At 25.2% G+C, this 22,220-nt stretch carries 16 protein-coding genes; 4 read left to right on the top strand and 12 right to left on the bottom strand.

Annotated features, from left to right (window positions below; translation table 11 throughout):
• Positions 1-57: 57 nt before the first annotated feature.
• Together flhA and flhB are read right to left on the bottom strand one after the other, a co-directional pair.
• A complete protein-coding gene (gene flhA / locus D9V75_RS01165; protein ID WP_158343461.1) occupies positions 58-2,148 on the bottom strand; it encodes a flagellar biosynthesis protein FlhA in 2,091 nt (696 codons plus the stop codon).
• Positions 2,141-3,292, bottom strand: a complete 1,152-nt coding sequence (gene flhB / locus D9V75_RS01160; RefSeq protein WP_158343459.1) for a flagellar biosynthesis protein FlhB — start codon at positions 3,290-3,292, stop codon at positions 2,141-2,143. Before flhB ends, flhA begins: the two co-directional genes overlap by 8 nt.
• Before the next feature lie 294 nt (positions 3,293-3,586).
• Between flhB and D9V75_RS01155 the strand changes: the two genes are divergently transcribed.
• Positions 3,587-5,293 (top strand): proline--tRNA ligase, encoded by a 1,707-nt coding sequence (locus D9V75_RS01155; RefSeq protein WP_158343457.1) that lies wholly within the window; start codon positions 3,587-3,589, stop codon positions 5,291-5,293.
• A gap of 56 nt (positions 5,294-5,349) precedes the next feature.
• Here the strand turns inward: D9V75_RS01155 and dnaE are convergent, their stop codons facing one another.
• The 9 genes from dnaE to rpsB all read right to left on the bottom strand — a co-directional run bounded on the left by dnaE (position 5,350) and on the right by rpsB (position 17,329).
• Positions 5,350-8,829 (bottom strand): DNA polymerase III subunit alpha, encoded by a 3,480-nt coding sequence (dnaE, locus tag D9V75_RS01150; RefSeq protein WP_158343455.1) that lies wholly within the window; start codon positions 8,827-8,829, stop codon positions 5,350-5,352.
• A 161-nt stretch (positions 8,830-8,990) separates the two neighbouring features.
• Entirely contained in the window at positions 8,991-9,446 is a 456-nt protein-coding gene (fabZ, locus tag D9V75_RS01145; RefSeq protein ID WP_158343453.1) for a 3-hydroxyacyl-ACP dehydratase FabZ, read from the bottom strand.
• A 197-nt stretch (positions 9,447-9,643) separates the two neighbouring features.
• Positions 9,644-12,055 (bottom strand): outer membrane protein assembly factor BamA, encoded by a 2,412-nt coding sequence (gene bamA, locus D9V75_RS01140; protein WP_261979441.1) that lies wholly within the window; start codon positions 12,053-12,055, stop codon positions 9,644-9,646.
• Between the two features lie 99 nt (positions 12,056-12,154).
• Positions 12,155-12,892, bottom strand: coding sequence for a polyprenyl diphosphate synthase (gene uppS / locus D9V75_RS01135; RefSeq protein WP_158343451.1), 738 nt, complete (start codon positions 12,890-12,892; stop codon positions 12,155-12,157).
• A gap of 87 nt (positions 12,893-12,979) precedes the next feature.
• Positions 12,980-14,176: a 1-deoxy-D-xylulose-5-phosphate reductoisomerase gene (gene ispC, locus D9V75_RS01130; protein WP_158343449.1), complete on the bottom strand. Its 1,197-nt coding sequence runs from the start codon at positions 14,174-14,176 to the stop codon at positions 12,980-12,982.
• A gap of 95 nt (positions 14,177-14,271) precedes the next feature.
• The gene (frr, locus tag D9V75_RS01125) at positions 14,272-14,829 is read right to left on the bottom strand and encodes a ribosome recycling factor (protein WP_158343447.1); all 558 of its coding nucleotides are present in this window, start codon (positions 14,827-14,829) and stop codon (positions 14,272-14,274) included.
• 76 nt (positions 14,830-14,905) lie between these two features.
• Complete coding sequence (gene pyrH, locus D9V75_RS01120) at positions 14,906-15,631, bottom strand: UMP kinase (protein WP_158343445.1); 726 nt, start codon at positions 15,629-15,631, stop codon at positions 14,906-14,908.
• Between the two features lie 66 nt (positions 15,632-15,697).
• Positions 15,698-16,504, bottom strand: a complete 807-nt coding sequence (gene tsf / locus D9V75_RS01115; RefSeq protein WP_158343444.1) for a translation elongation factor Ts — start codon at positions 16,502-16,504, stop codon at positions 15,698-15,700.
• 96 nt (positions 16,505-16,600) lie between these two features.
• Positions 16,601-17,329 (bottom strand): 30S ribosomal protein S2, encoded by a 729-nt coding sequence (gene rpsB / locus D9V75_RS01110; protein WP_261979447.1) that lies wholly within the window; start codon positions 17,327-17,329, stop codon positions 16,601-16,603.
• A 262-nt stretch (positions 17,330-17,591) separates the two neighbouring features.
• Here rpsB and map point away from each other — a divergent pair, with 262 nt between their 5' ends.
• Together map and dapD are read left to right on the top strand one after the other, a co-directional pair.
• Positions 17,592-18,383 carry a type I methionyl aminopeptidase gene (map, locus tag D9V75_RS01105; protein WP_158343442.1) on the top strand — a complete coding sequence of 264 codons (792 nt, stop codon included), beginning with the start codon at positions 17,592-17,594 and terminating at the stop codon, positions 18,381-18,383.
• A 73-nt stretch (positions 18,384-18,456) separates the two neighbouring features.
• A complete protein-coding gene (dapD, locus tag D9V75_RS01100) occupies positions 18,457-19,281 on the top strand; it encodes a 2,3,4,5-tetrahydropyridine-2,6-dicarboxylate N-succinyltransferase (RefSeq protein WP_158343440.1) in 825 nt (274 codons plus the stop codon).
• A 55-nt stretch (positions 19,282-19,336) separates the two neighbouring features.
• Here dapD and degP read toward each other — a convergent pair whose 3' ends face one another.
• Complete coding sequence (gene degP, locus D9V75_RS01095; protein WP_158343438.1) at positions 19,337-20,767, bottom strand: serine endoprotease DegP; 1,431 nt, start codon at positions 20,765-20,767, stop codon at positions 19,337-19,339.
• A 247-nt stretch (positions 20,768-21,014) separates the two neighbouring features.
• On the opposite strand from degP, the gene D9V75_RS01090 reads away from it, so the two are divergent.
• Complete coding sequence (locus D9V75_RS01090) at positions 21,015-22,094, top strand: FAD:protein FMN transferase (protein WP_158343436.1); 1,080 nt, start codon at positions 21,015-21,017, stop codon at positions 22,092-22,094.
• The last annotated feature ends 126 nt before the right edge of the window (positions 22,095-22,220 follow it).

Raw genomic sequence — 22,220 nt, 5'->3', positions numbered from 1 at the left:
TGAAACCGCACCAACCTGTTTGTATTAATTTGAGAAATATCAGTTTATAAAAAATAATTAATTTCCAATAAAATTAGTAATTTGTATATTTTTAATAGATCGAATCTCCAATTGAGATAAAACGTTTAAATCTGGAAAATTTTTTCTTAATAATTTAGATAAAAAATGACGAAGCGGATGACTAACTAACAAAACAATTGAAAGAGTTATTAATTTTTGTTTCTCAATCGCTTCTTGTGTTTTTTCTAATAAAGTTGTAAACAATCCTGGTTCAATAGAATAGTTTTTATCTTTTATACTATTTAACAAAATTTGCTCTAAATTTGATTCAAGTCCGATAACTCTGATTGTCTTTTGTTTAGAAAATAGTTTCTGAACAATCATTTTACTTAAAGCAACACGAACAATACTAGTTAATTTATCAGGATCTTTTTCTGTTGTTGCATATTCTAATAATATTTCTAAAATAGTTCGCATATCACGTATTGGAACATTTTCTAATAGTAAATTTTTAAGCACTTTATTTAGAACAGTTAAACTAATTACATTTGGAATTAAATCCTCAGTTAATTTAGGCATTTCTATGCTTACATAATCTAATAATTTTTGTGTTTCTTGACGACCAAACAATTCATCTACATTTTTAGAAATTAAAAAATTTAAATGTGTTGCAATTACTGTACTAGCTTCTACAACAGAATATCCTTTTTTCTGTGCTTCGTTTTTAAATTCTCTATCAATCCAATAACCAGAAAGACCAAAAGTGGGTTCGTATATTTTTTTAAAAGGCAATGGCCCTGTTTCTCTTCCTGAATTAATAGCCATTAAACGATTACAAAAACATTCACCATGACCAATTTCTACTCCTTTAATAAAAATTTTATACGTATTTTCTTTTAAATTAATATTATTTTTTACATGTACTAATGGTGGAAGAAAACCAATTTCTTGAGCAATTTTTTTTCGAATAATACGAATTTTATCTAATAAATCTCCTTGTTGATTATTTTCTGAAATTATTGATATTAAATTATACCCTACTTCTACTCTTATCGGATCTTCTAGTAAAACGTCACTCCAAGACGCTTCTGAAATTGAGTTTTGTATTGATTGATATTTTTCTCGAGAATGTAAAAAATTATTTTTCACATAATGTTGTTTTTCATACAACCACCATGAAAGTATAAATAATAAACCCGTGAACATTAAAAATATAATATTTGGCATACCAGGAACTAATCCAAGAATTCCTAAAACAATTGCACTTAAAAATATAACCTGAGGATTGTAAAATAATTGACTAATCATTTGTTCTCCTACATTTTGATTAGTACTAACTCGTGTAACAATAACTCCAGCGGCAGTGGAAATTACTAAAGCTGGGATTTGAGCTACTAACCCATCTCCTATAGTTAGCAATGTATAAACTTCTGCGGCTTTATTTAAAAGCATATGATGCTGAACTAACCCAATAATTAATCCTCCCAAAATGTTAAGAACCATTATTAAAATTCCAGCAACTGCATCTCCACGAACAAATTTACTAGCACCGTCCATGGATCCATAAAAATCTGACTCCTGTGTGATTTTTATTCTTCTCTTCTTTGCTTGCTCTTCTCCAATTAAACCAGCACTTAAATCAGCATCAATTGCCATTTGTTTACCTGGCATAGCATCTAACATAAATCTAGCACCAACTTCAGCAATTCGACTAGCTCCTTTGGTAATGACCATAAAATTAATAATAACTAAAATTATAAAAACAACTATACCTATAGCAAAATTTCCACCGACTAAAAAATGACCAAATGATTCAATTACTTGGCCCGCTGAATTAGTTCCAGTATGACCATTTAAAAAAATTACGCGAGTAGAAGCAACGTTTAATGCTAAACGAAGCAATGTAGAAAAAAGCAAAATTGTTGGAAAAGCAGCAAATTCTAAAGTATGACGAGTAAACATAGAAACAAGTAATATTATAATTGACAATGAAATGTTAAAAGTCAAAAAAATATCTAATACAAAAGGAGCCAATGGTAATACCATCATCGATAAAATGATTAAAATCAGTATTGGACCTGCAAGTATCTGCCATTGAGCTGCTTTTAAATTTTTGAAGATACGAAAAAAAGAAGAAAAATTAATCATTATTTTTGTGTTCTCCTGTAAAATTTAATTCTGATGGAACTGATATATTTTTCGGTCTTTCAGGGAAAACTCCACCTTCTTTTTTCCATTTTCTTACTTTCCAAACCCATGCCAAAACTTCTGCAACAGCTTGATAAAGAGGACTGGGAATATATTTTCCTATTTCAGAATAACGATATAACGAACGAGCCAATGATGGTAAAGAAATGATAGCAATTTGATTTATAGAAGCTATTTTTTTTATTTTTAAAGCAATTTCTCCTGCTCCTTTTGCGATAACTTTAGGTGCATTCATTTTTTCTTTATCATATTTTAAAGCCACTGCATAATGCATAGGATTAGTTATAATCACGTCTGCTTTAGGAATGTCTAAAATCATTCTTCTTCGAACAATTGCTTTCATTTCTTGACGAATTCGAATTTTAATATTTGGATTTCCTTCTCTCTCTTTTAATTCATCTTTAATTTCTTGATGAGTCATTTTTAACTGCTTATTTTGAATAAATTGTTTCCAAATTACATCAAATAAAACAATTGGAATTAATCCTAATATTACTAAAATACAAGAAATAGAAATAATTTTAAATCCATGAGACAAAGCAGATATAGGAATTTCTAAAATTAAAAACAATATTTCTTTTAAATGAACCCGAAAGAAGTAATAGGATACGCTACTGATAAACAGTAGTTTTAACATTATTAAAAAAAAATTAATGATTGTTTGAATAGAAAAAATTCTTTTTAAACCCAAACATGGATTTAATTTTTTAAAATTAAAAGATAGAGATTTAAAATTCAAATTTATCCCACTCAATAATATTGGAGGAATTACAGAAGCAAGTATCAAAAATAAAAAAAATGGAACAAAAGCAAACGCAATATCTTTTAAAAATGCAAATGTTTCTAATAAAAAAGTATTTTGATTTTGAGCAATATTGATATTAAAATGATAACTATGAGATGTAATTTTTATAAAATCTAAAATAATTAAATCCTTAGACCACCATAAGCTCATAGATCCAATTAATAAAATTAATAACGAATTTAGTTCTTGAGAATACTTTGTTTTTCCATTTTTTCGAAATTTTTTAATTCTATATTCAGTAGGGGTTTCTGTTTTTTCTTCATTCATATTTTGATTCATAATCAATTTTTTACCATTTTATTTTTTGTTTTTAAAAAAATTTATTAAACCTCTGTATTTAAAAAAAAACAAGTTAATTTTTAGTATAAGTAAAACATAAAAAAATCTATTTTATTTTAAAAAAATATAAAATTATTTTTTTATTTAAAAATATTTTTTGAAAATACGATTTTTAATAAAATTTTATTATATAATAAATTATATTCATTAATAAAAAATTATGCATTTTAAAAAATGTTTAAAATTAAATTCTCTATAAAAAAATATATTCTATTTATCTGAGATTTCAAAAAAATGCGAACAACTCAATATTTATTATCTATATTAAAAGAAACTCCCCATGATTCAAAAATTATTAGCCATCAATTAATGTTAAAAACTGGTATGATTCGGAAAGTATCTTCAGGTATATACATATGGTTACCAACTGGCATAAGAGTTCTTAATAAAATTACAAAAATTATAAAAAAAGAAATGAATAAAATTAACGCAATTGAAATTCTTATGCCTATTGTACAACCTATTGTTTTATGGAAAAAAAGTGGACGATTGGATTTGTACGGAAAAGAATTATTTAAATTATATGATCGCCAAAAACATGAATTTATATTAGGCCCTACAAATGAAGAAATTATTACAGATTTAATTCGAAAAGAAATTTGTTCATTTAGAGAGCTTCCATTAATTATGTATCAAATACAAACAAAATTCAGAGATGAAATAAGACCTCGTTTTGGAATGATAAGATCACGAGAGTTTATTATGAAAGATGCTTACTCTTTTCATATAAATAAAAATTGCTTAGAAAAAACTTACCACAAAGTTTATAATAGTTATATAAATATTTTAAATCAAATGCAATTAAAGTTTCGCATAGTAAAAGCAGATTCTGGATCAATGGGGGGGAATGTTTCTCACGAATTTCAAGCGCTTTCTGAAAATGGAGAAGATGAAATAGCGTTTTCTAATAATTCTTCATATGCTGAAAATATAAATACAGCTCAATCAATAGATGTTATAAATTTTTTAAAATACAAAAATAACTCTATTGAAAAAAATATTATCAATCAAAAGAAAATAAAAATATCTAAAAAAAATCAAATAAAAACTATTTTAGTGCGAACTTTAAAAAACAACAATCATTCAATAGCAGCTTTACTTATTCGATCTGATCATGAATTAAATTTTTTCAAATTAGAAAAAATTAACTTTATCTTGAAACCATTAAAATTTTTAAGTGAATCAGAAGTAATTTCTTATTCTGGTGTGAAAAAAGAGTTTTTAGGGCCTTTGAATCTGAAAATTCCAATCATTGCTGACATATCACTTTACGAAATGAAAAATTTTACAATTGGAGCTAATATTGAAAATAAATTTTTTAAAAACATGAATTGGAGTATAGATTTACCTATTCCAATCTTTAAAGATATTAGAAAAGTTACTAAAAATGATATAAGTCCTGATGGATCTGGGTTGTTAAATATTAAAAAAAGTATTGAAATTGGACACATATTTCAATTAGATAAACAATACTCTCAAAAAATGAAAGCATTGATAAGTTTAAACAAGAATCAAAAAAATTTGTATATGGGATGCTATGGAATAGGAATAACTCGAATGATAGCTGCTGTCATTGAACAAAATCATGATTCGAACGGAATTATTTGGCCTGATTCTATTTCTCCTTTTGAAGTAGTAATTTTACCTATAAATATGCATAAATCTATTCAAGTAAAAACAATAGCAGAAACACTTTATAAAGAAATGAAAGAAAAAAAAATAGATGTACTTATAGACGATAGAAATGAACGACCAGGTATCATATTTAACGAAATGGATCTTATCGGAATTCCTCATCAAATTATAATTAGTGATCGCTGTATTAATAATCATAATATTGAATATCGATCTCGAATTGATAAAAATAGTATTTTTATTCAACAAGAAAACATTGTCAATTTTATAATAAAAAAATTAAAAAATAAAAAATTTTTAAATTAAATTTAAAAAAATAAAACTGATTTATTTCGTTTTTTAATTAAAATCCTAATTTATATTTAGTAAAAATTTAATTTGATTTTATCTGATTTAACTAATATTTTAAACTTATTTATTAATTCATCAGTAATGCAAACAAACCACTTTTTATTTATGTTTACATCTGAACTAATCAGTTTTTTTTCATAAACAATACAAACAAGCACCTTTCCTTGTATCTGTTTTTCTAAAAAATTATATAAATTTTCTAAAAAAAACATATCTTTATCTTTTTTTAACGTGACTATAATTTTATTAATATATTTTTCTCGTGCCATATCTAAATTCATTAAGCTATAAGCTATCATTTTAACGCTTTTGTTAATTGCATTAACTTTTACAACACCGGATATAATTAAGATTTTGTTTAAATTTAATAAAGGTTCACATGTCTCAAGCAAACGCTCAAATATTATAATTTCTAAACGACTACTGTTGTCGTCTAATAATATCACTGCCATTCGATTTTTATTTTTCGTTCTTTTAATTTTTATTGATACAATTATTCCTGTTACTGAAATTTTTTTATCATGTTCTATAGACAATGCCTTTAATAATGTTAATCCATTAGAATAATGCTTTAACTCTTCTAAATACTGATCTGTTGGATGACCTGTGAGGTATAAACCTAAAACTTGATATTCTTGATCTAGCTTAACTTGTTCTGAATATGATGAATGTAAACAATGATTGTTTTTTACTTGAATTAAATCATTTTTTAAATTTCCAAAAAGACTTTCTTGTACAAAATTTTTTGATTTAGTATATTCTTTTGATACTTTTATAGCACTTTCAATTAATTTAAGCATACTGCTTCTATTTGAATTAAAACAATCACAACTCCCAGACATTATAAGTTTTTCTAATATTTTTTTAGTAATTTTATTAAGATCTATTCTCATGCATAAATCAAATAAATCTTGAAATTCACCATTTTTATTTCTCTCTGAAATTAAGTGGTTTATAGAATTACTTCCTATCCCTTTAATGGCTCCAAGACCATAAATTATACTATCACTACTTACATAAAACTCATATCTGCTTAAATTAACATTGGGAGGTTTGATTTGAAGCCCCATAGAAATTGATTCGTTTATTAAAATAACAATTTTATCCGTGTTGTCAATATCAGAAGTCATAGCTGATGCCATAAATTCTAAAGGATAATATTTTTTTAACCATAAAGTTTGATAAGAAACTAAAGCATAAGCTACTGAATGAGATTTGTTAAATCCATATCCTGCAAATTTTTCTAACAAATCAAATATTTTAATTGCTAATTTTTGATTAATTCCATTTTTATAGGCTCTTTTTTCAAATATGGATCTTTGTTGAATCATATCTTTTAAATTTTTTTTACTCATAGCTCTTCTTAAAATGTCAGCCTCTCCCAATGAGTATCCTGCTAAAACTTGCGCTATTTTCATTACCTGTTCTTGATATAAAACAATACCATACGTTGATTCTAATACTGGTTTCAATAACATATGTTGCCAAGTATTATCAGGATACGATATTTTTTCACGTCCGTGCTTTCTGTTAATAAAATTATCTACCATTCCTGACTGTAAAGGACCAGGTCTGAAAAGAGCTACTAAAGCAATTAAATCTTCAAAACAATCAGGTTGCAATCTTTTAATTAAATCTTTCATTCCGTAAGATTCTAATTGAAAAATAGCGGTAGTGTGCGATTTTTTTAATAATTCAAAACATTTACTATCATTAAGATTAATTGAATTTATGTTTAATATCGGTCGATTATTTAATTTTAAATTTTTATTAATCATCTTTATTGCATAATTTATTATAGTTAGCGTACGCAAACCAAGAAAATCAAATTTAACTAATCCTATAAATTCTATATCATTTTTATCAAATTGAGTAACTGGATTTTTTCCTTGATTATCATAATACAAAGGACAAAAATCAGTGATTTTAGTAGGTGAAATGACTAATCCACCTGCGTGCTTTCCAACGTTTCGATTTGTGCCTTCTAATTTTTTTGACATATTAATTAATATTTTTACGTCTTCGTTACTTTTATATAAACTAGACAATTCTGAATCTCTAGAAAATGCTTCCTTCAATGTTATACCGGGATCTGAAGGTATCAACTTAGATATATTATTAATAAATCCATAAGAATAACCTAAAACTCGACCCACATCCTTAATAACTGCTTTTGCTGTCATTGTTCCAAAAGTAATGATCTGTGCCACAGAACTTCTTCCGTACATATCTGCAACATGTTCAATAACTTTATCTCGTTTTTCCATACAAAAATCAATATCAAAATCAGGCATAGAAATACGTTCTGAGTTTAAAAAACGCTCAAATACAAGATCAAATGATAATGGATCAACTTCTGTTATTTGTAAAGCGTACGCTACTAAGGAACTGGCACCTGATCCTCTTCCAGGGCCAACTGGAACACCATTATCTTTTGCCCATTTTATAAATTCCATTACAATTAAAAAATATCCAGGAAAACCCATTTGATTAATTATGTTTAACTCAATGTCTAATCGATTTTTATATTCTTTATAAATATTTTTAAAATTTTTATGATTTTTATGATGCAAATTTAAACGTTTATTTATTCCTTTGTAAGCTTCAATGACTAAATAATCTTCAACACTAATTTTTCCTGTAGGAAACTGTGGTAAAAAATATTCTCCTGAATTTATAAAAACATTACAACGTTTTGCAATTTCTACACTATTAACTAAAGCAACAGGAATATCATGAAATAAATCACACATATCTTTTTCAGTTTTTAAAAATTGCTGATCACTATAATTGTTTTGAATTTTTGAATCTTTTAGTATTTTTCCTTCGTTAATTGCAATTCTTATTCTATGAGCGTCATAATCTTCTTTTGTTAAAAAACAAACGTCGTTAGTAGCCACTACTGGAATATTTTTAGAAAGAGATAATTCTAAAGCTAAATCTATATATTTTTCTTCATTTTCTTTCCCTGTTCGAACTAATTCTAAATAATGAGCATTAGGAAAGTATTTTTCATAAAATGAAATACAATCAGATGTTATGCGCTTATGATTATATAGTAAAGCTTTTCCGATTTCACCTTTGCACCCACCAGAAAGTACAATTAATCCTTCATTTATTTCTGAAAGCCATTTTTTTTTTATTGTTATACTATAATTATCAATGTAACCTTTTTTAAAAGATTTTGAAATGATTAAAATTAAATTTTTATATCCTTTTTGATTAACAGCTAACAAAACTAATTCAGTCAGCTTATATTGTTTATATTCAGAAAAAAATTTTACTGTTACTCCAATAATGGGTTTTAATCCGAATGTATGAGCAGTATTATAAAATTTTATTACACCGTATAAGTTATTAAAATCGTTAATAGCTAATGCTTTCATTCCTAATAATGCTGCTTTTTTTACTAAATCTTCTGGTTTAGATAAACCATCAATAATAGAGTAATCGCTATGCACATGAAGATGTACAAATTGAGGATCAATCATTCTTTATCCAAGTTATAAAAAATTTATTTAACATGACAACATATAGTATGCAATTGTTAAAAAATTAATATATATTACCTTCAAACGTAGATGCTTTAAATAAATTAATTTTTTATTTTTATTTAAAGTTAAATCTTAAAAAATAAAAAAATAAATCTAATTTAATTTATAAATTTAATAAAAAAAATTATTGTAGAAACACAAACAATTTTTTTATTAACTGTAACAATTGTTTTAAACTTATTTATATTTTTAGTAGAATTTAATAAATCAACTTTTATAAACATTTGATCACCAGGTATGACATTTTTTTTAAAACGAGCATTATCAATTCCTATAAAATAGCATAATTTATTTATGTCTAGCTTTCCTATGCTTTTATATATCAAAATTCCTGCAGCTTGAGCCATAGATTCAATAATTAAAACACCAGGAAAAATTGGTTTTTGAAAAAAATGACCCTGTAAAAAAGGTTCATTTATAGTACAATTTTTAATAGCGTGTAAAAATTTAAATTTTTTAAATTTTAAAACTCGATCGATAAGAAGAAAAGGATATCGATGTGGTAGAATTTTAAAAATATTATTTATATTGATATTAGAATGATAAGAATTCAAAAAAATTTTCCTTATTTTAAATATAATCTTATTTTTTATAAGCATGATAAAATTGTTTATTAATATATTTTTATTAAATGTATGAATAATTAACATATAAAAAAAATTATATTTCAGTAATATTTTTTAATAAATGATGTATTTAATACACTTTGAAAAAAAATTTTACACTAATATTTAAGATGATACTAATCATACTACCAATTTTTACCAATGTTAAATTGAAACGGTTCTAATTGATAATTTTTATTTTTTTGAATAGGAAAAGCATAAGAAAAAACTAAAGGACCAAGAGGTGAAAACCACTGAAAAGAAAAACCAATAGACGCATATATATTATTATCAGAAGAAATATTGTTAGAAATATCAGATAAATTTATACTTTTATCATCATGATTTAATCCAGAATCAAAAACACCGCCTGCGTCAAAAAAAAATGAAGACCTAAAAAATTTAGTATAAATTGGATTTATAAAAGGAATAGGCGTAATCAGTTCTACGTTAGTCATGATTAAAGCGTTTCCTCCAATAGAATCAATTGATTCACAAATATTATTATTTTTGTATTTATTGCAAACGTTTATATTATCAGTATTATCAATTTTTTTAGGACCAATAGTATTGGCACGAAAACCGCGAACATTATTTAAACTATTAGAATAAAAATTTTCATAAAAAGGTGTTTTTTTTGAATTAAAACTATTTACTACGCCTAATCGAACATGATTCATTAATATAAAATTTTTATATTTATTTAATGGAACATACTTTTCTCCATCTAACACTAACTTATAAAAACTATTGTCTGAACCTGGAATTGTATTTTTACCACTTATGTGAATTTGATTTCCAGAAATAGGAAAATATAAATATTTTAGATTTTCGTACGACCAAGCATAATTTAAAGTAAAATCACTTACTACATTATCAAAAAAAATGTCGTCTGAAACTATTTTTATTTTGTTTAAATAAGATTTTGGTTTATCTAAATAAAAAATATTGTTATGAGTATATCCAAAGCCAAAATTGATCGTATTAAAATCATTTACTAAAAAACTCAGATCACTTTCTAGACCATAAGTGTTATTCATAAAAGAAGAAATATTACTTAAATTATATTTTAAGTCACTATAAAAAATTCTACTACTGAAATTGATATTGTTAGAAAAAAAATATGGATGTAACGTCGAGAAATCAATATATTTTTGATTGTTGTTTTTTACTGCCGTGGCTTTTAAAGAGTTTCCTAAACCAAATAAATTATCTTCAGAAACAGAGAAGTTAAAGCTTAACCCACTATCTATTCCATATCCTACGCCGAAATTTAAAGAACCAGTGGGTTTTTCTTTTACCGTGTAAATAACATTAACTTTATTTGAAGAATTAGAAACCATGTCTGTCGCAACAGATACATCTCTAAAATATTTAGTTTGTTCTAATGATACTCGACCGGATTCAACTAATCTATTATTAAAATATTCACCTTCTATCTGTTTTATTTCACGACGCAAAATTTTATCTTGAGTTAATTCATTTCCACTAAAAATTATTTTATTTACAAAATAACGTTTTTTTAAATCTATGTTAAAATTCAATACTATTTTTTTATTAATGTGATTAACTTCAGGATTTACTTCAACTTTAGAATTTAAGTAACCATGTTCTAATAAAAATGTTTTTATATTATTTACTATAAGATTAATTTTTTCTTGATTATAAAGTGTATTTTTATCTATTTTAACAATTTTTTTAATGAATTCATAATAATGAAATAAATCACCGTTTATAAAAAAATTAGATATTTTATACTTTTTTCCTTCTGAAATATCTATTAAAATATTAACATTTTTTTTATCTTTAGAAAAATTGATTTTTTTGCTTCTTACATGAAAATAAAAATACCCTTTGTTTAAATAAAAATTTTTTAAATTATTTAAATCAATCTGTAATTTGTTTGAGTAATAAGTACATTTTTCTAATAAATTCCACCAAGGTTTATGATCTTTTAATTGAAACAATTTCATTAATTTTTCTTCAGAAAAATCATTATTTCCAATTATTTTAATGCTTTTAACTTGTGTTAATTCACCTTCATAAATTACTATTTTTAAATTTACAATATTATTAAAAGAAAATGTTTTTAATATTTTAACATTACATTGATATCTTCCCATTTCATAATAAAAATTTTTTATATTTTGAATAAATAAGTTAATTAAAAAAGAATTTAAAGAGCCACCAGTTTCAATGCCTAATTGAGTTAAATATTTTTTTAAAACATCAGTTTGAACTATACTGTTACCTGTAACATTAATACTGAAAATAATTGGCTTTTCTTTAACTTTGAAAATAATAGTTTTACTTTTATATGAAACTGAAATATTATCGAATTTACCAGTCTTAAACAAAGCATGAATACTATTTTTAATATCTTTTTTAGATACTTTGCTTCCAATTTTAAACAAAATAGTATTTAACGCTTCATCTTTAGATAAATTTACTAAACCTTGAAACTTAATATTTGATACAGATAATAAATTTTCAGCATAAACATTAATGCTAAAAAATATTAAAAAAGATATGAAAATATATTTAATTTTCATTATCATTATAATTTTTCCTGAAATAGATCTTATTATTTATTTGATAATATTTTATATATTTGAAATAGTTAAAGTTATAAAATAAAAAATTTTTTAATCAAAATTTCATCCTCCAAATCGACGATTTCTGGAAATAAAAAAATTAATGGCATCTTGAAAAATATATTGATTAAAATCAGGCCATAAAACATCAGTAAAATATAGCTCAGAATATGCTATTTGCCATAGTAAAAAATTACTTATTCTTTTTTCTCCTCCGGTTCTAATAACTAAATCTACTGGTAATGAATTTCCGGTTGATAAATATTGAGAAAACATGTTTTCATTTATTTTTTCTAATTTTAATTTTTTTTGTTGAATTCTATTAAAAATTTTTTTTATTCCTTGGATAATATCCCATCGTCCACCATAATTTATAGCTATGTTTAAAAGCAAACCACTATTTTTTAGAGTAATTTCTTCTGCTTTCTGAACGCAATGTTGAAAATCTTTATTAAAATGTTTTAAGTTTCCAATAATTTTTAAACGAATATTATATTTTGTTAAATTATGAATTTCACTATTTAAAGCAAATAAAAACAACTTTATAAGTGCTTTTATTTCTAACTCTGAACGCTTCCAATTTTCACTGCTAAACGCATATAAAGTTAATATTTTTAATTTTTTAATGAATGCAAATTTTACTACTTTTTTGACTGCTTTCAAACCTTCTTGATGACCTACAACACGCATTTTCCCTTTTTTTTCTGCCCAACGACCATTGCCATCCATAATAACTGCAACGTGATGAGGATTTTTACCTATTAAACATTTTTTATTTTTTAATGAAGGTATATTTAGCATAATATTTATATAAGTTTCTCTTAAAAACTGAATATTTTGAGCTTATTGTGTAATATTTTATGATTATAAACAATATTTTTTAAAAAATTAAAACTCTAAAGATGCTATTTTTTTTTCTACTAAAATTTTTGTTTTTCTATCTATATCTAAAACTTCTTCAATAGAATTAGGTTCTTTAAAGCAAAAAGACATTAATGCGTCGCTATTAATTTCAGCAATTTTAATGAAGCTAATTCTGAAATTTAAAAACGCTTTAACTGCACTTTCATTTGCGGCATTTAAAACAATCATAGCAGACTGACCGTTAGAAAATGCATCTATAGCTAATTTTAAACATGGAAATTGATTAAAATCAGGTTCAAAAAAAGATAAATTTTGCATCTTTTCAAGATTTAAAAAACTAGATCCAGAATCAATACGAATTGGCCAAGATAAAGCATATGCAATTGAAATTTTTATATCAGAACTTGACAATTGAGCTAAATAAGAACCATCACAATATTTAACCATAGAATGAATGACTGATTGTGGATGAATTAAGATCTCAATTTCTGAATGTGAAGCATTGAATAACCATCTAGCCTCGGCATATTCTAAACCTTTATTCATCATAGTTGCTGAATCTACTGATATTTTTTTACCCATAACCCAATTTGGGTGGGCACATGCTTGTTTCGGGGTCACAGAAGACAATTCGGAAAACGGTGAATTATAAAAAGGACCTCCAGAAGCAGTTAAAATGACAGACTTTATTCCATAATTTTTTAAATTGCACTTACCTAAACTATTTTGAATTTTAGAGGGTAAAACTTGAAAAATAGCACTATGTTCGCTGTCTATAGGAATAATTTTTGAGTTATTTTTAGATAAAGCTCTCATAAAAAAATGACCGCATGTAATTAAAGATTCTTTATTAGCTAAAAGTATCGTTTTACTGGAATATATAGCTGATAAAATTGGCATTAAACCCGATATTCCAACAATAGCAGCTATTACATGATCTATCTCATCTAAAGATGCTAAATGACAAATAGCTTTCTTTCCAGATAAAACTTGTGTTTTTATGTTTAAGAATTTTAATTTTTTTCTAAGTATATTAGCAGATTTTTCGTCTCTCATTGCGACGAATTTAGGAGTAAAAAATCTACATTGCTGTAACATAGTAATAATATTTTTGTTGGCTACTAAAGCAACTACTTGAAACAAAGTTGGATTATTTCTAATTACTGACAAAGCACTCATTCCAACAAAACCTGTTGATCCTAAAATAGTTATTTTTTTCATAAAAATTCTTTTTAAGAAAATAATATTCTGTCTTTAAAATAAAGTATTTTAATTAAATAAGCAGGCTATATAAACTTATTGTACAATAAAAAATACTAAAAGCTCATTAATTCTTTATTTTTTTTTAATAAAATCAAATCAATTTTTTGAATGTATTTATCTGTTATTTTTTGAATATAATTTTCTGAAATACGCTCTTCATCTGAACTAATAACTTTATTTTTTAAAAAATTACTAATTTTTTCATTAGCATCCCTCCTAATTTTTCGAACACAAATTCGACTCTGCTCTGCATTGCTTCGTATTACTTTAATAAGATGCTTTCTCCTCTCTTCAGTCAGCGCTGGTACTGGAATTCGAATGTCTTCATTATTTACAATGGGATTTAAACCAAGATTCGAATTTAAAATAGACTTCACTACTACTGGTATAATTGAATGATCAAAAACATTAACTTTTAAAGTATGATAATCTTCCACTACTATATTAGATATTTGACGCAAAGGAACTTGAGAGCCAAAATATTCAACACAAATACTGTTAAGAAACGCTGGAGATGCTCTTCCAGTTCTAAGATTATTTACATAGTTTTGAAAAGTCTGAACGCACACTTCCATTTTTTTATTAGTATTTATCTTAATCTGATTAATCACATGATTACCTATATAATAGATTTTTTTAGTTTTAAAAAATTAATTTGTAGAATAATTCAAATAAAAATTTTATTTATTAAGAATGAATCAGTGTACCTTCGTTTTTGCCAATTATGATTCGATATAAATTTCCTTTTTTATTGATATTAAATACTCGAATGGGTAAATTGTGATCGCGGGCAAGTATAAAAGCTGATAGATCCATTACTTTGAGTTCTTTTTTTAAAACATCTTTATATTTCAAATGCCGATATAAAATTGCTTTCTTATCTTTTTTAGGATCTGATGAATAAACTCCATCTACTTTTGTTCCTTTTAAGACAATATCAGATCGAGTTTCAATGCCACGTAAACAAGCGGCAGAATCAGTTGTAAAACAAGGGCTTCCTATACCAGCAGAAAAAATTACTATAACATTTTTAGATAATAAACTGATAGCTTGTTCCCAGTTATATATGTTACATATTCCATTTATTGGAATAGCTGACATTAAATAAGTTTTAGTTGAAATAGAATGCATTGCATCCTTCATAGCTAAACTATTAATTATTGTGGATAAAATGCCTATATGATGAGATGTGACTAAGTTAATTCCTGATTTACATAATATTCCTCCACGAAATAAATTTCCACTTCCGATTACTAAACTTACTTGAACTCCCAGTTGAGATATAAATTTAATTTCTTGTGCTAATTTTTTTACAGTATTTACATCAATTCCAAATTTGTTATCTCCTTGAAAAGATTCTCCACTGATTTTTAATAAAATACGTCGGTAAACTGGATTTTTTTTATTAGACATATTATTTGCCTGAATATACTTCATGTAAAATTTTTTTAGATTTTTTTAAAAAATAAAAATTTTAAATTAACTACTTGTTTTTTTTCTAATCTCAAATCTTTTAAATGAAATAATGCTAATATTATGTTCTTCTAATAATTCGCCTATCGTTTTTGATGAATCTATAATATATTTTTGACTGCTTAAAGAAATTTCATTCACAAATTTATTCATTCTTCCTTCTATAATTTTTTTCGATATATGAGATGGTTTTTTAAATTTTTTAATTAATTCTTTTTGAATTTCATATTCTCTATTAAAAATAGAGTGACAGACATTTTCAGGATGTAAATATCTTGGTTTACTTGCAGCTATATGCATAGAAATATTTTTTAATAAACTTTTATCAAAACGATTAGCATTCACTAAAACACCAATTCTACAACCGTGTAAATACGAAGAAATATAGTCACCTTCCATAAAGTGAAATCGATTTATGATAATATTTTCACCACATTTTGAAATTAATTCAATTCTTTTTTTTTCAAAAATTTCTTTCAAATCATTAAATTTTTTTATTTTTTTTGTTAGCGCTTCAGATATTATTTCCTGTCCCAAAGAAATAAATGACTCATCTTTAGCTACAAAATCAGTTTCACAATTCAACTCGATCATAACACCTATATTATTAATGATTTTTAAAAATATTGAACCTTGATTAGCCACATTATTAATTTTTTTTTCAGCAAATTCTTTTCCCGATTTACGCAAGTTGTCAATTGCGGATTCTATATCTCCATTTTCTTCAATTAAAGCTCTTTTACACTCCATAAAACCTGCCCCTGTGCGGAACCTTAATTCTTTTATAAGATCAGATTTAACAGCAATAATCATTATTTTATTTTCTCCTTTTACAAAAAATAGTACTCAATACAAAATATGTTTTGAATACTTACTTATATTAGTATTACAATTTTTACATTATATTTTTTAGTCTTTAACTATTGCAGGATTTTTTAATGTATCTTCTAACGAATCTTCTTGGTATTTTTTAATAATACATGAAACTATAGATTTTAAGTATAAATTAATAGATCTAATTGCATCATCATTCCCAGGTATAATATAATCTACTCCATCAGGATTAGAGTTTGTGTCAACTATTGCAAAAACAGGTATTCCTAGATTATTCGCTTCTTTAATGGCAATATTTTCATGCAAAGCATCAATTACAAATAAACAATCAGGTAACCCTCCCATGTTTTTAATTCCACCTAAACTATTTTCTAATTTATTCAGCTCTCTGAATCTTATCAATGCTTCTTTCTTAGTTAACTTCTCGAAAGTTCCATCTTTAGATTCAATTTCTAAATCTTTTAGTCGTTTTATAGATTGACGAACAGTTTTCCAATTAGTTAACATTCCCCCTAACCAACGATGATTAACATAAAATTGATGGCAATTAATAGCAGTTTCTTTTATTTTTTTACTGGCAGCTTTCTTAGTTCCAACAAAGAGTATTTTCCCTTTTCTAAAAGAAATTTTTTTTAATTCTGCAAGAGCATAATTAAACATTGGGAGAGTTTTTTCTAAATTGATAATATGTACTTTGTTGCGTGATCCAAAAATAAAAGGCTTCATTTTAGGATTCCAATAACGTGTTTGATGACCAAAATGAACACCAGCCTTTAACATTTCTCTCATTGATATCATTTCTATACCTTCCTTAAATAAAAAACTTAAGATATTAAATCTTATAATAATGTAAAATATATATAAACTCAAAAAATTGGTTAATTTATTAAAAATTAATTATTACTGTTTCTATAAAATAATTTATATCATATTTATCATTAAAAACACTAATAATTATTAATGCTTTACATTTTTATGAAAAAATTATTCTAAAGTTAAATTTAGAAAATTTAATAAAGTACATATTGTATTTAACTAATTAATTGCAAAATATGGTGTAATTGTTATGAATAGTATTATTAAAACAGAATCAGAAATAGAAAAAATGAGAATATCTGGAAAATTAGCGGCTGAAGTATTAGAAATGATTGAAAAACATATTCAACCAAATATAAATACCGAACAAATTAATGATATTTGTCATAATTATATTACAAATAAACAACATGCAAAATCAGCGTGTTTAGGATATAAAGGATTTCCTAAATCAATTTGTATTTCGGTTAATGATGTAGTATGTCATGGAATTCCAAATAAAAATCAAATATTAAAAGAAGGTGATATAGTTAACGTAGACATTACAATTGTAAAAAATGGTTATCATGGAGACGTTTCTAAAATGTTTCATGTTGGAAAAACAAGTATTTTATCTCAACGTTTGTGCAAAGTAGCTCAAGAAAGTCTCTATAAATCCTTATTTATTATCAAGCCAAAAATTCGTTTAAATAAAATCGGAGAAATTATTCAAAAAAACGTTGAAAAAAATAATTTTTCCATCGTAAGAGAGTACTGTGGTCATGGTATTGGTCTAAACTTTCATGAAGAACCTCATGTATTACACTATAAAAATCAAGAAAATAACATTATTTTAAAAAAAGGTATGATTTTCACTATAGAACCGATGATTAATGCAGGAAATAGTCAAGTGAAATGTCTGAATGACGGATGGACTGTAAAAACTAAGGATCATTCTTTATCAGCACAATATGAGCACACGGTATTAGTAACAAAATACGGATGCGACATTTTAACATGGCAAAAAAACGAAAAAATTTGCAAAAGTTTAGTTAATAAATAAATTAAAAATATATAAATAACTTGTAAGGTTTTTGCTATTGAATCTATTAACTACATCTATCAGGTTAAAAAATATGAAAAAAATTAAAAAAATTATTGAAGATACTTATATAAAAAGAAACACAATTAATTTTAATGAAATAGATTCTGATGTTTATCAGACAATTAATCATGTTATTGAGTTATTAAATAATGGATCAATTAGAATTGCAGAAAAAAAAAATAACTTATGGATAACTCACCAATGGATAAAACAAGCAGTTTTACTATACATGTATTTTAGAGAAAATAAAGTATTTAAAGGAGTAGAGAATAATTATTATGATAAAATTCCACTAAAATATTTTAAATACAACAAAACTCAATTTGAAATAGAAAAAGTAAGAATAGTTCCACCAGCAACAGTTAGATATGGTTCTTGTATCAAAGAAAATTCAATTATTATGCCTTCTTACATTAATATCGGAGCATACATAGATTCAGGAACTATGATAGACACATGGTCAACTGTAGGATCTTGCGCTCAAATTGGAAAAAATGTTCATCTTTCAGGAGGAGTTGGAATTGGAGGAGTTTTGGAGCCTTTACAAAACAATCCGACAATTATTGAGGACAACTGTTTTATTGGAGCGAGATCTGAAATAGTCGAAGGAGTAATTGTAGAAAAAGGATCAGTAATTTCTATGGGAGTTTTTATTGGTCAAAGTACAAAAATATATGAAAGAGAAACAGGAAAAATTTTTTATGGTAAAGTACCCTCTAATTCAGTAGTAGTGTCTGGAAGCTTGCCTGATCAAAATAAAAATTATAATCTTTATGCTGCTATCATCGTAAAAAAAGTAGATACTAAAACTTTAAGTAAAGTAGAAATCAATCAAATGTTAAGAAATCTTAAATAACATTTTATTAAAACCGCCCGGTTTAAATTTTTCGGGCGGAACTATAAAAGAATTATTAACTTACTAAGTATATACTGTTATTTAATCTTTTAACGCTAAAAACCAACATATTAGGTTTGGTATCTAGAATTTTTTTTAATTCATTTAGATCAATTACTGATTTCTGATTAATCCCTACTATAATATCATCTTTTTTAAATCCAATTTTCCAAGCTAAAGTACTTAATTTCACATTTTCTACTTTTACACCTTTGATTTGATTCGATGAATAGTTGCTCAACTCAGCACCTTCAATATATGAATTACTTGATTCCATTCTATTCTGTGAGGAATGCTTAAGTTCCACAATAATATTTTTGATTTCTCCGTTTCTAAATATTCCCAACTCCATTTTTGTATTTACTGGTAAAGATCCAACTTCAGCTCTAAGAGAAGAAAAACTAGAAATAGGTTTTTTATTTAAAGAAATAATTATGTCTCCAGCTTTAATCCCTGATTCAAAAGCCGAAGAATCAGGTAAAACTTGACTGACAAATGCGCCTTTTTGAGCATTTATTTTCATTATCTTAGCTAAATCTGAATTCAATTCCATTCCTATTATTCCTAGTTCACCACGCCGAACTTGTCCAAATTCGACCATTTGTGATGTAAGGTTTTTAACCATATTTCCGGGAATTGCGAAACCTATCCCGATATTACCTCCATCAGGGGCTAAAATGGCAGTATTAATACCTATTAACTCCCCATGCAAATTAACTAACGCTCCTCCAGAGTTACCTCTATTAATAGCTGCATCTGTTTGAATAAAATTTTCATAATGTTCAATATTTAATCCACTTCTTCCTAAAGCCGAAATAATTCCTGAAGTAACAGTTTCTCCTAAACCATATGGATTTCCAATAGCTACAGTATAATCGCCAACTCTTAAAGAATCAGAATCAGCAATTTTTATTGCTTGCAAATTATGCGCATTTTTTAGTTGTATTAAAGCAATATCAGAACTTGCATCTTTACCTATAATTTGAGCTTCATAACGACGTCCATCACTTAATTGAACTTGAATTTTGTTTGCATTTTCAACTACATGATTATTTGTTACAGCATATCCCTTATCTGCATTAATTATAACTCCAGATCCTAAAGCTTTAAATTTTTTATCTGAATCATTATCAGAATGAGGATTAGAACGACAAAAAGGAGAATTTTTAAAAGGAGAATTTCCCTGGCAAAATGGAGAATTATCTCCAAAAAATGGTTGAAACTGACGAGGTAAACTAGAAGTTCGTACCACAGTGCTTCCTTCAATGTTGATACTTATCACTGATGGCATAACTTTTTCTAACATTGGCGCTAAACTAGGAACTAGTTGCTCAGTAGGAATATTTTCTTTTTCTTTAGAAATAAAATGATTCCAAGACATTCCTGAACTTAGTAATAGCGTTAGCGCTAGCATTACTTCGCTGAATACTATAGTTATTTTTTTCATTTTGTGTGTCTCATAATTACAATCTGATATGTAAATAAAGAAATAATATTATCACAACAATAAATTTTTATTATACACTTCATCATCTACTAAGATCTAGACATAAAAATTTATATTTTTTTTTTTAAATTTAAAAAAGTTGTGTTCATTAATAACTAAAAAATATATTTTTTGAAAATTTTCAAAAATATAAATCTATTTTAAGAATGTGCAATGCATTAATTATATAAAATAAAATGAGTATAAAATGATAAAAAGAATTTTTTTTTACATCAGTAAAATTTTATATTTTCTATTATTACCTGTATTTTTATCAATATTTTTATTTTCTTTAACATTAAACAATTTTAATAAAAAATATAAAAATCATATAGATAAAAATGTTTCTATATTACAAGGAAAAACCATGGGTACATATTGGCAAGTAAAATTTCGAAGTTTAAGACTTATAAATAAAGAAAAAATAAAGTACTTAATCCAAAAATTATTAGATAAAGATGAAAATATGCTGTCACCTTGGAAAAAAAAATCTTTAGTATCTAAATTTAATAAATGTAAAAAAAAAACACCTCAATTGATTAGTAATGATTTTTTTAAAATTCTTAAAATGGCATTTTGTATAAATAAAAAAACTCAAGGAAAATTAGATATTACAACTGGATCATTAATAGATATATGGGGATTTGGAATTAGAAAAAAACCTAGTAGATTTCCTTCCTTATATAAAATTAAAAAAAACATGAATTTAATAGGAAACCAGCATTTAAAATTATTTCAAAATTCTAATGGAAAATTTTTAGAAAAAGATATTGATAGTATAAAAATTAATTTATCCTCTCTCGGAGAAGGTTTTGCTGTAGATCATTTATCAAACCTTCTTCAAAAACAAGGAATAGAAAATTACACGATATCTGTTGGAGGTGCAGTGTTAGTTAAAATAAAAAATTTGAGAGAACCACCAAAAATAATCGCTATTCAAAAACCTACAGATCAAGAAAATGCAATACAGTTAATACTATATCTAAAAAACCATGCAATTAGCACAGCAGGAAGTTATCGCAATTACTATAGATTAAATGGAAAAAAAATTTCTCATATAATTGATCCTTTCACAGGGTTTCCTATAAAACACAATTTGGTGTCAGTTAGTGTAATTGCTAAGACTGCTTTGGAGGCGGATGGATGGGACACTGGATTATTAACATTAGGATTTGAAAAAGCAAAAAAAATAATATTAAAAGAAAAATTAGCAGCTTGTTTAATCATAAAGGAAAAAAAATCTTTTTTAACTTGGATTTCTCCTCATTTTAAAAAATTTTTGATTTAAAAAAATATTATAAAATTTAATAAACAATGATTAACAACAATTATTTTAAATAAATCATGATTAGTAGATTTTATTGATAATATTTTTTATATTTGTCATAATAAATGTCAATATAATCAAGTATAA

It is taken from the genome of Buchnera aphidicola (Muscaphis stroyani) (genome assembly GCF_005080865.1).
Taxonomy (GTDB): domain Bacteria; phylum Pseudomonadota; class Gammaproteobacteria; order Enterobacterales; family Enterobacteriaceae; genus Buchnera; species Buchnera aphidicola_AG.
This window is presented reverse-complemented; position numbering and strand designations above follow the sequence as displayed.

What these genes read in the sequence shown, in the direction of transcription:
- flhA (WP_158343461.1), bottom strand. Translation starts at nt 2,148, where the DNA reads ATGATTAATTTTTCTTCTTTTTTTCGTATCTTCAAAAATTTAAAAGCA.
- flhB (WP_158343459.1), bottom strand. Translation starts at nt 3,292, where the DNA reads ATGAATCAAAATATGAATGAAGAAAAAACAGAAACCCCTACTGAATAT.
- D9V75_RS01155 (WP_158343457.1), top strand. Translation starts at nt 3,587, where the DNA reads ATGCGAACAACTCAATATTTATTATCTATATTAAAAGAAACTCCCCAT.
- dnaE (WP_158343455.1), bottom strand. Translation starts at nt 8,829, where the DNA reads ATGATTGATCCTCAATTTGTACATCTTCATGTGCATAGCGATTACTCT.
- bamA (WP_261979441.1), bottom strand. Translation starts at nt 12,055, where the DNA reads ATGATAATGAAAATTAAATATATTTTCATATCTTTTTTAATATTTTTT.
- uppS (WP_158343451.1), bottom strand. Translation starts at nt 12,892, where the DNA reads ATGCTAAATATACCTTCATTAAAAAATAAAAAATGTTTAATAGGTAAA.
- ispC (WP_158343449.1), bottom strand. Translation starts at nt 14,176, where the DNA reads ATGAAAAAAATAACTATTTTAGGATCAACAGGTTTTGTTGGAATGAGT.
- pyrH (WP_158343445.1), bottom strand. Translation starts at nt 15,631, where the DNA reads ATGTCTAATAAAAAAAATCCAGTTTACCGACGTATTTTATTAAAAATC.
- tsf (WP_158343444.1), bottom strand. Translation starts at nt 16,504, where the DNA reads ATGATTATTGCTGTTAAATCTGATCTTATAAAAGAATTAAGGTTCCGC.
- map (WP_158343442.1), top strand. Translation starts at nt 17,592, where the DNA reads ATGAATAGTATTATTAAAACAGAATCAGAAATAGAAAAAATGAGAATA.
- dapD (WP_158343440.1), top strand. Translation starts at nt 18,457, where the DNA reads ATGAAAAAAATTAAAAAAATTATTGAAGATACTTATATAAAAAGAAAC.
- degP (WP_158343438.1), bottom strand. Translation starts at nt 20,767, where the DNA reads ATGAAAAAAATAACTATAGTATTCAGCGAAGTAATGCTAGCGCTAACG.
- D9V75_RS01090 (WP_158343436.1), top strand. Translation starts at nt 21,015, where the DNA reads ATGATAAAAAGAATTTTTTTTTACATCAGTAAAATTTTATATTTTCTA.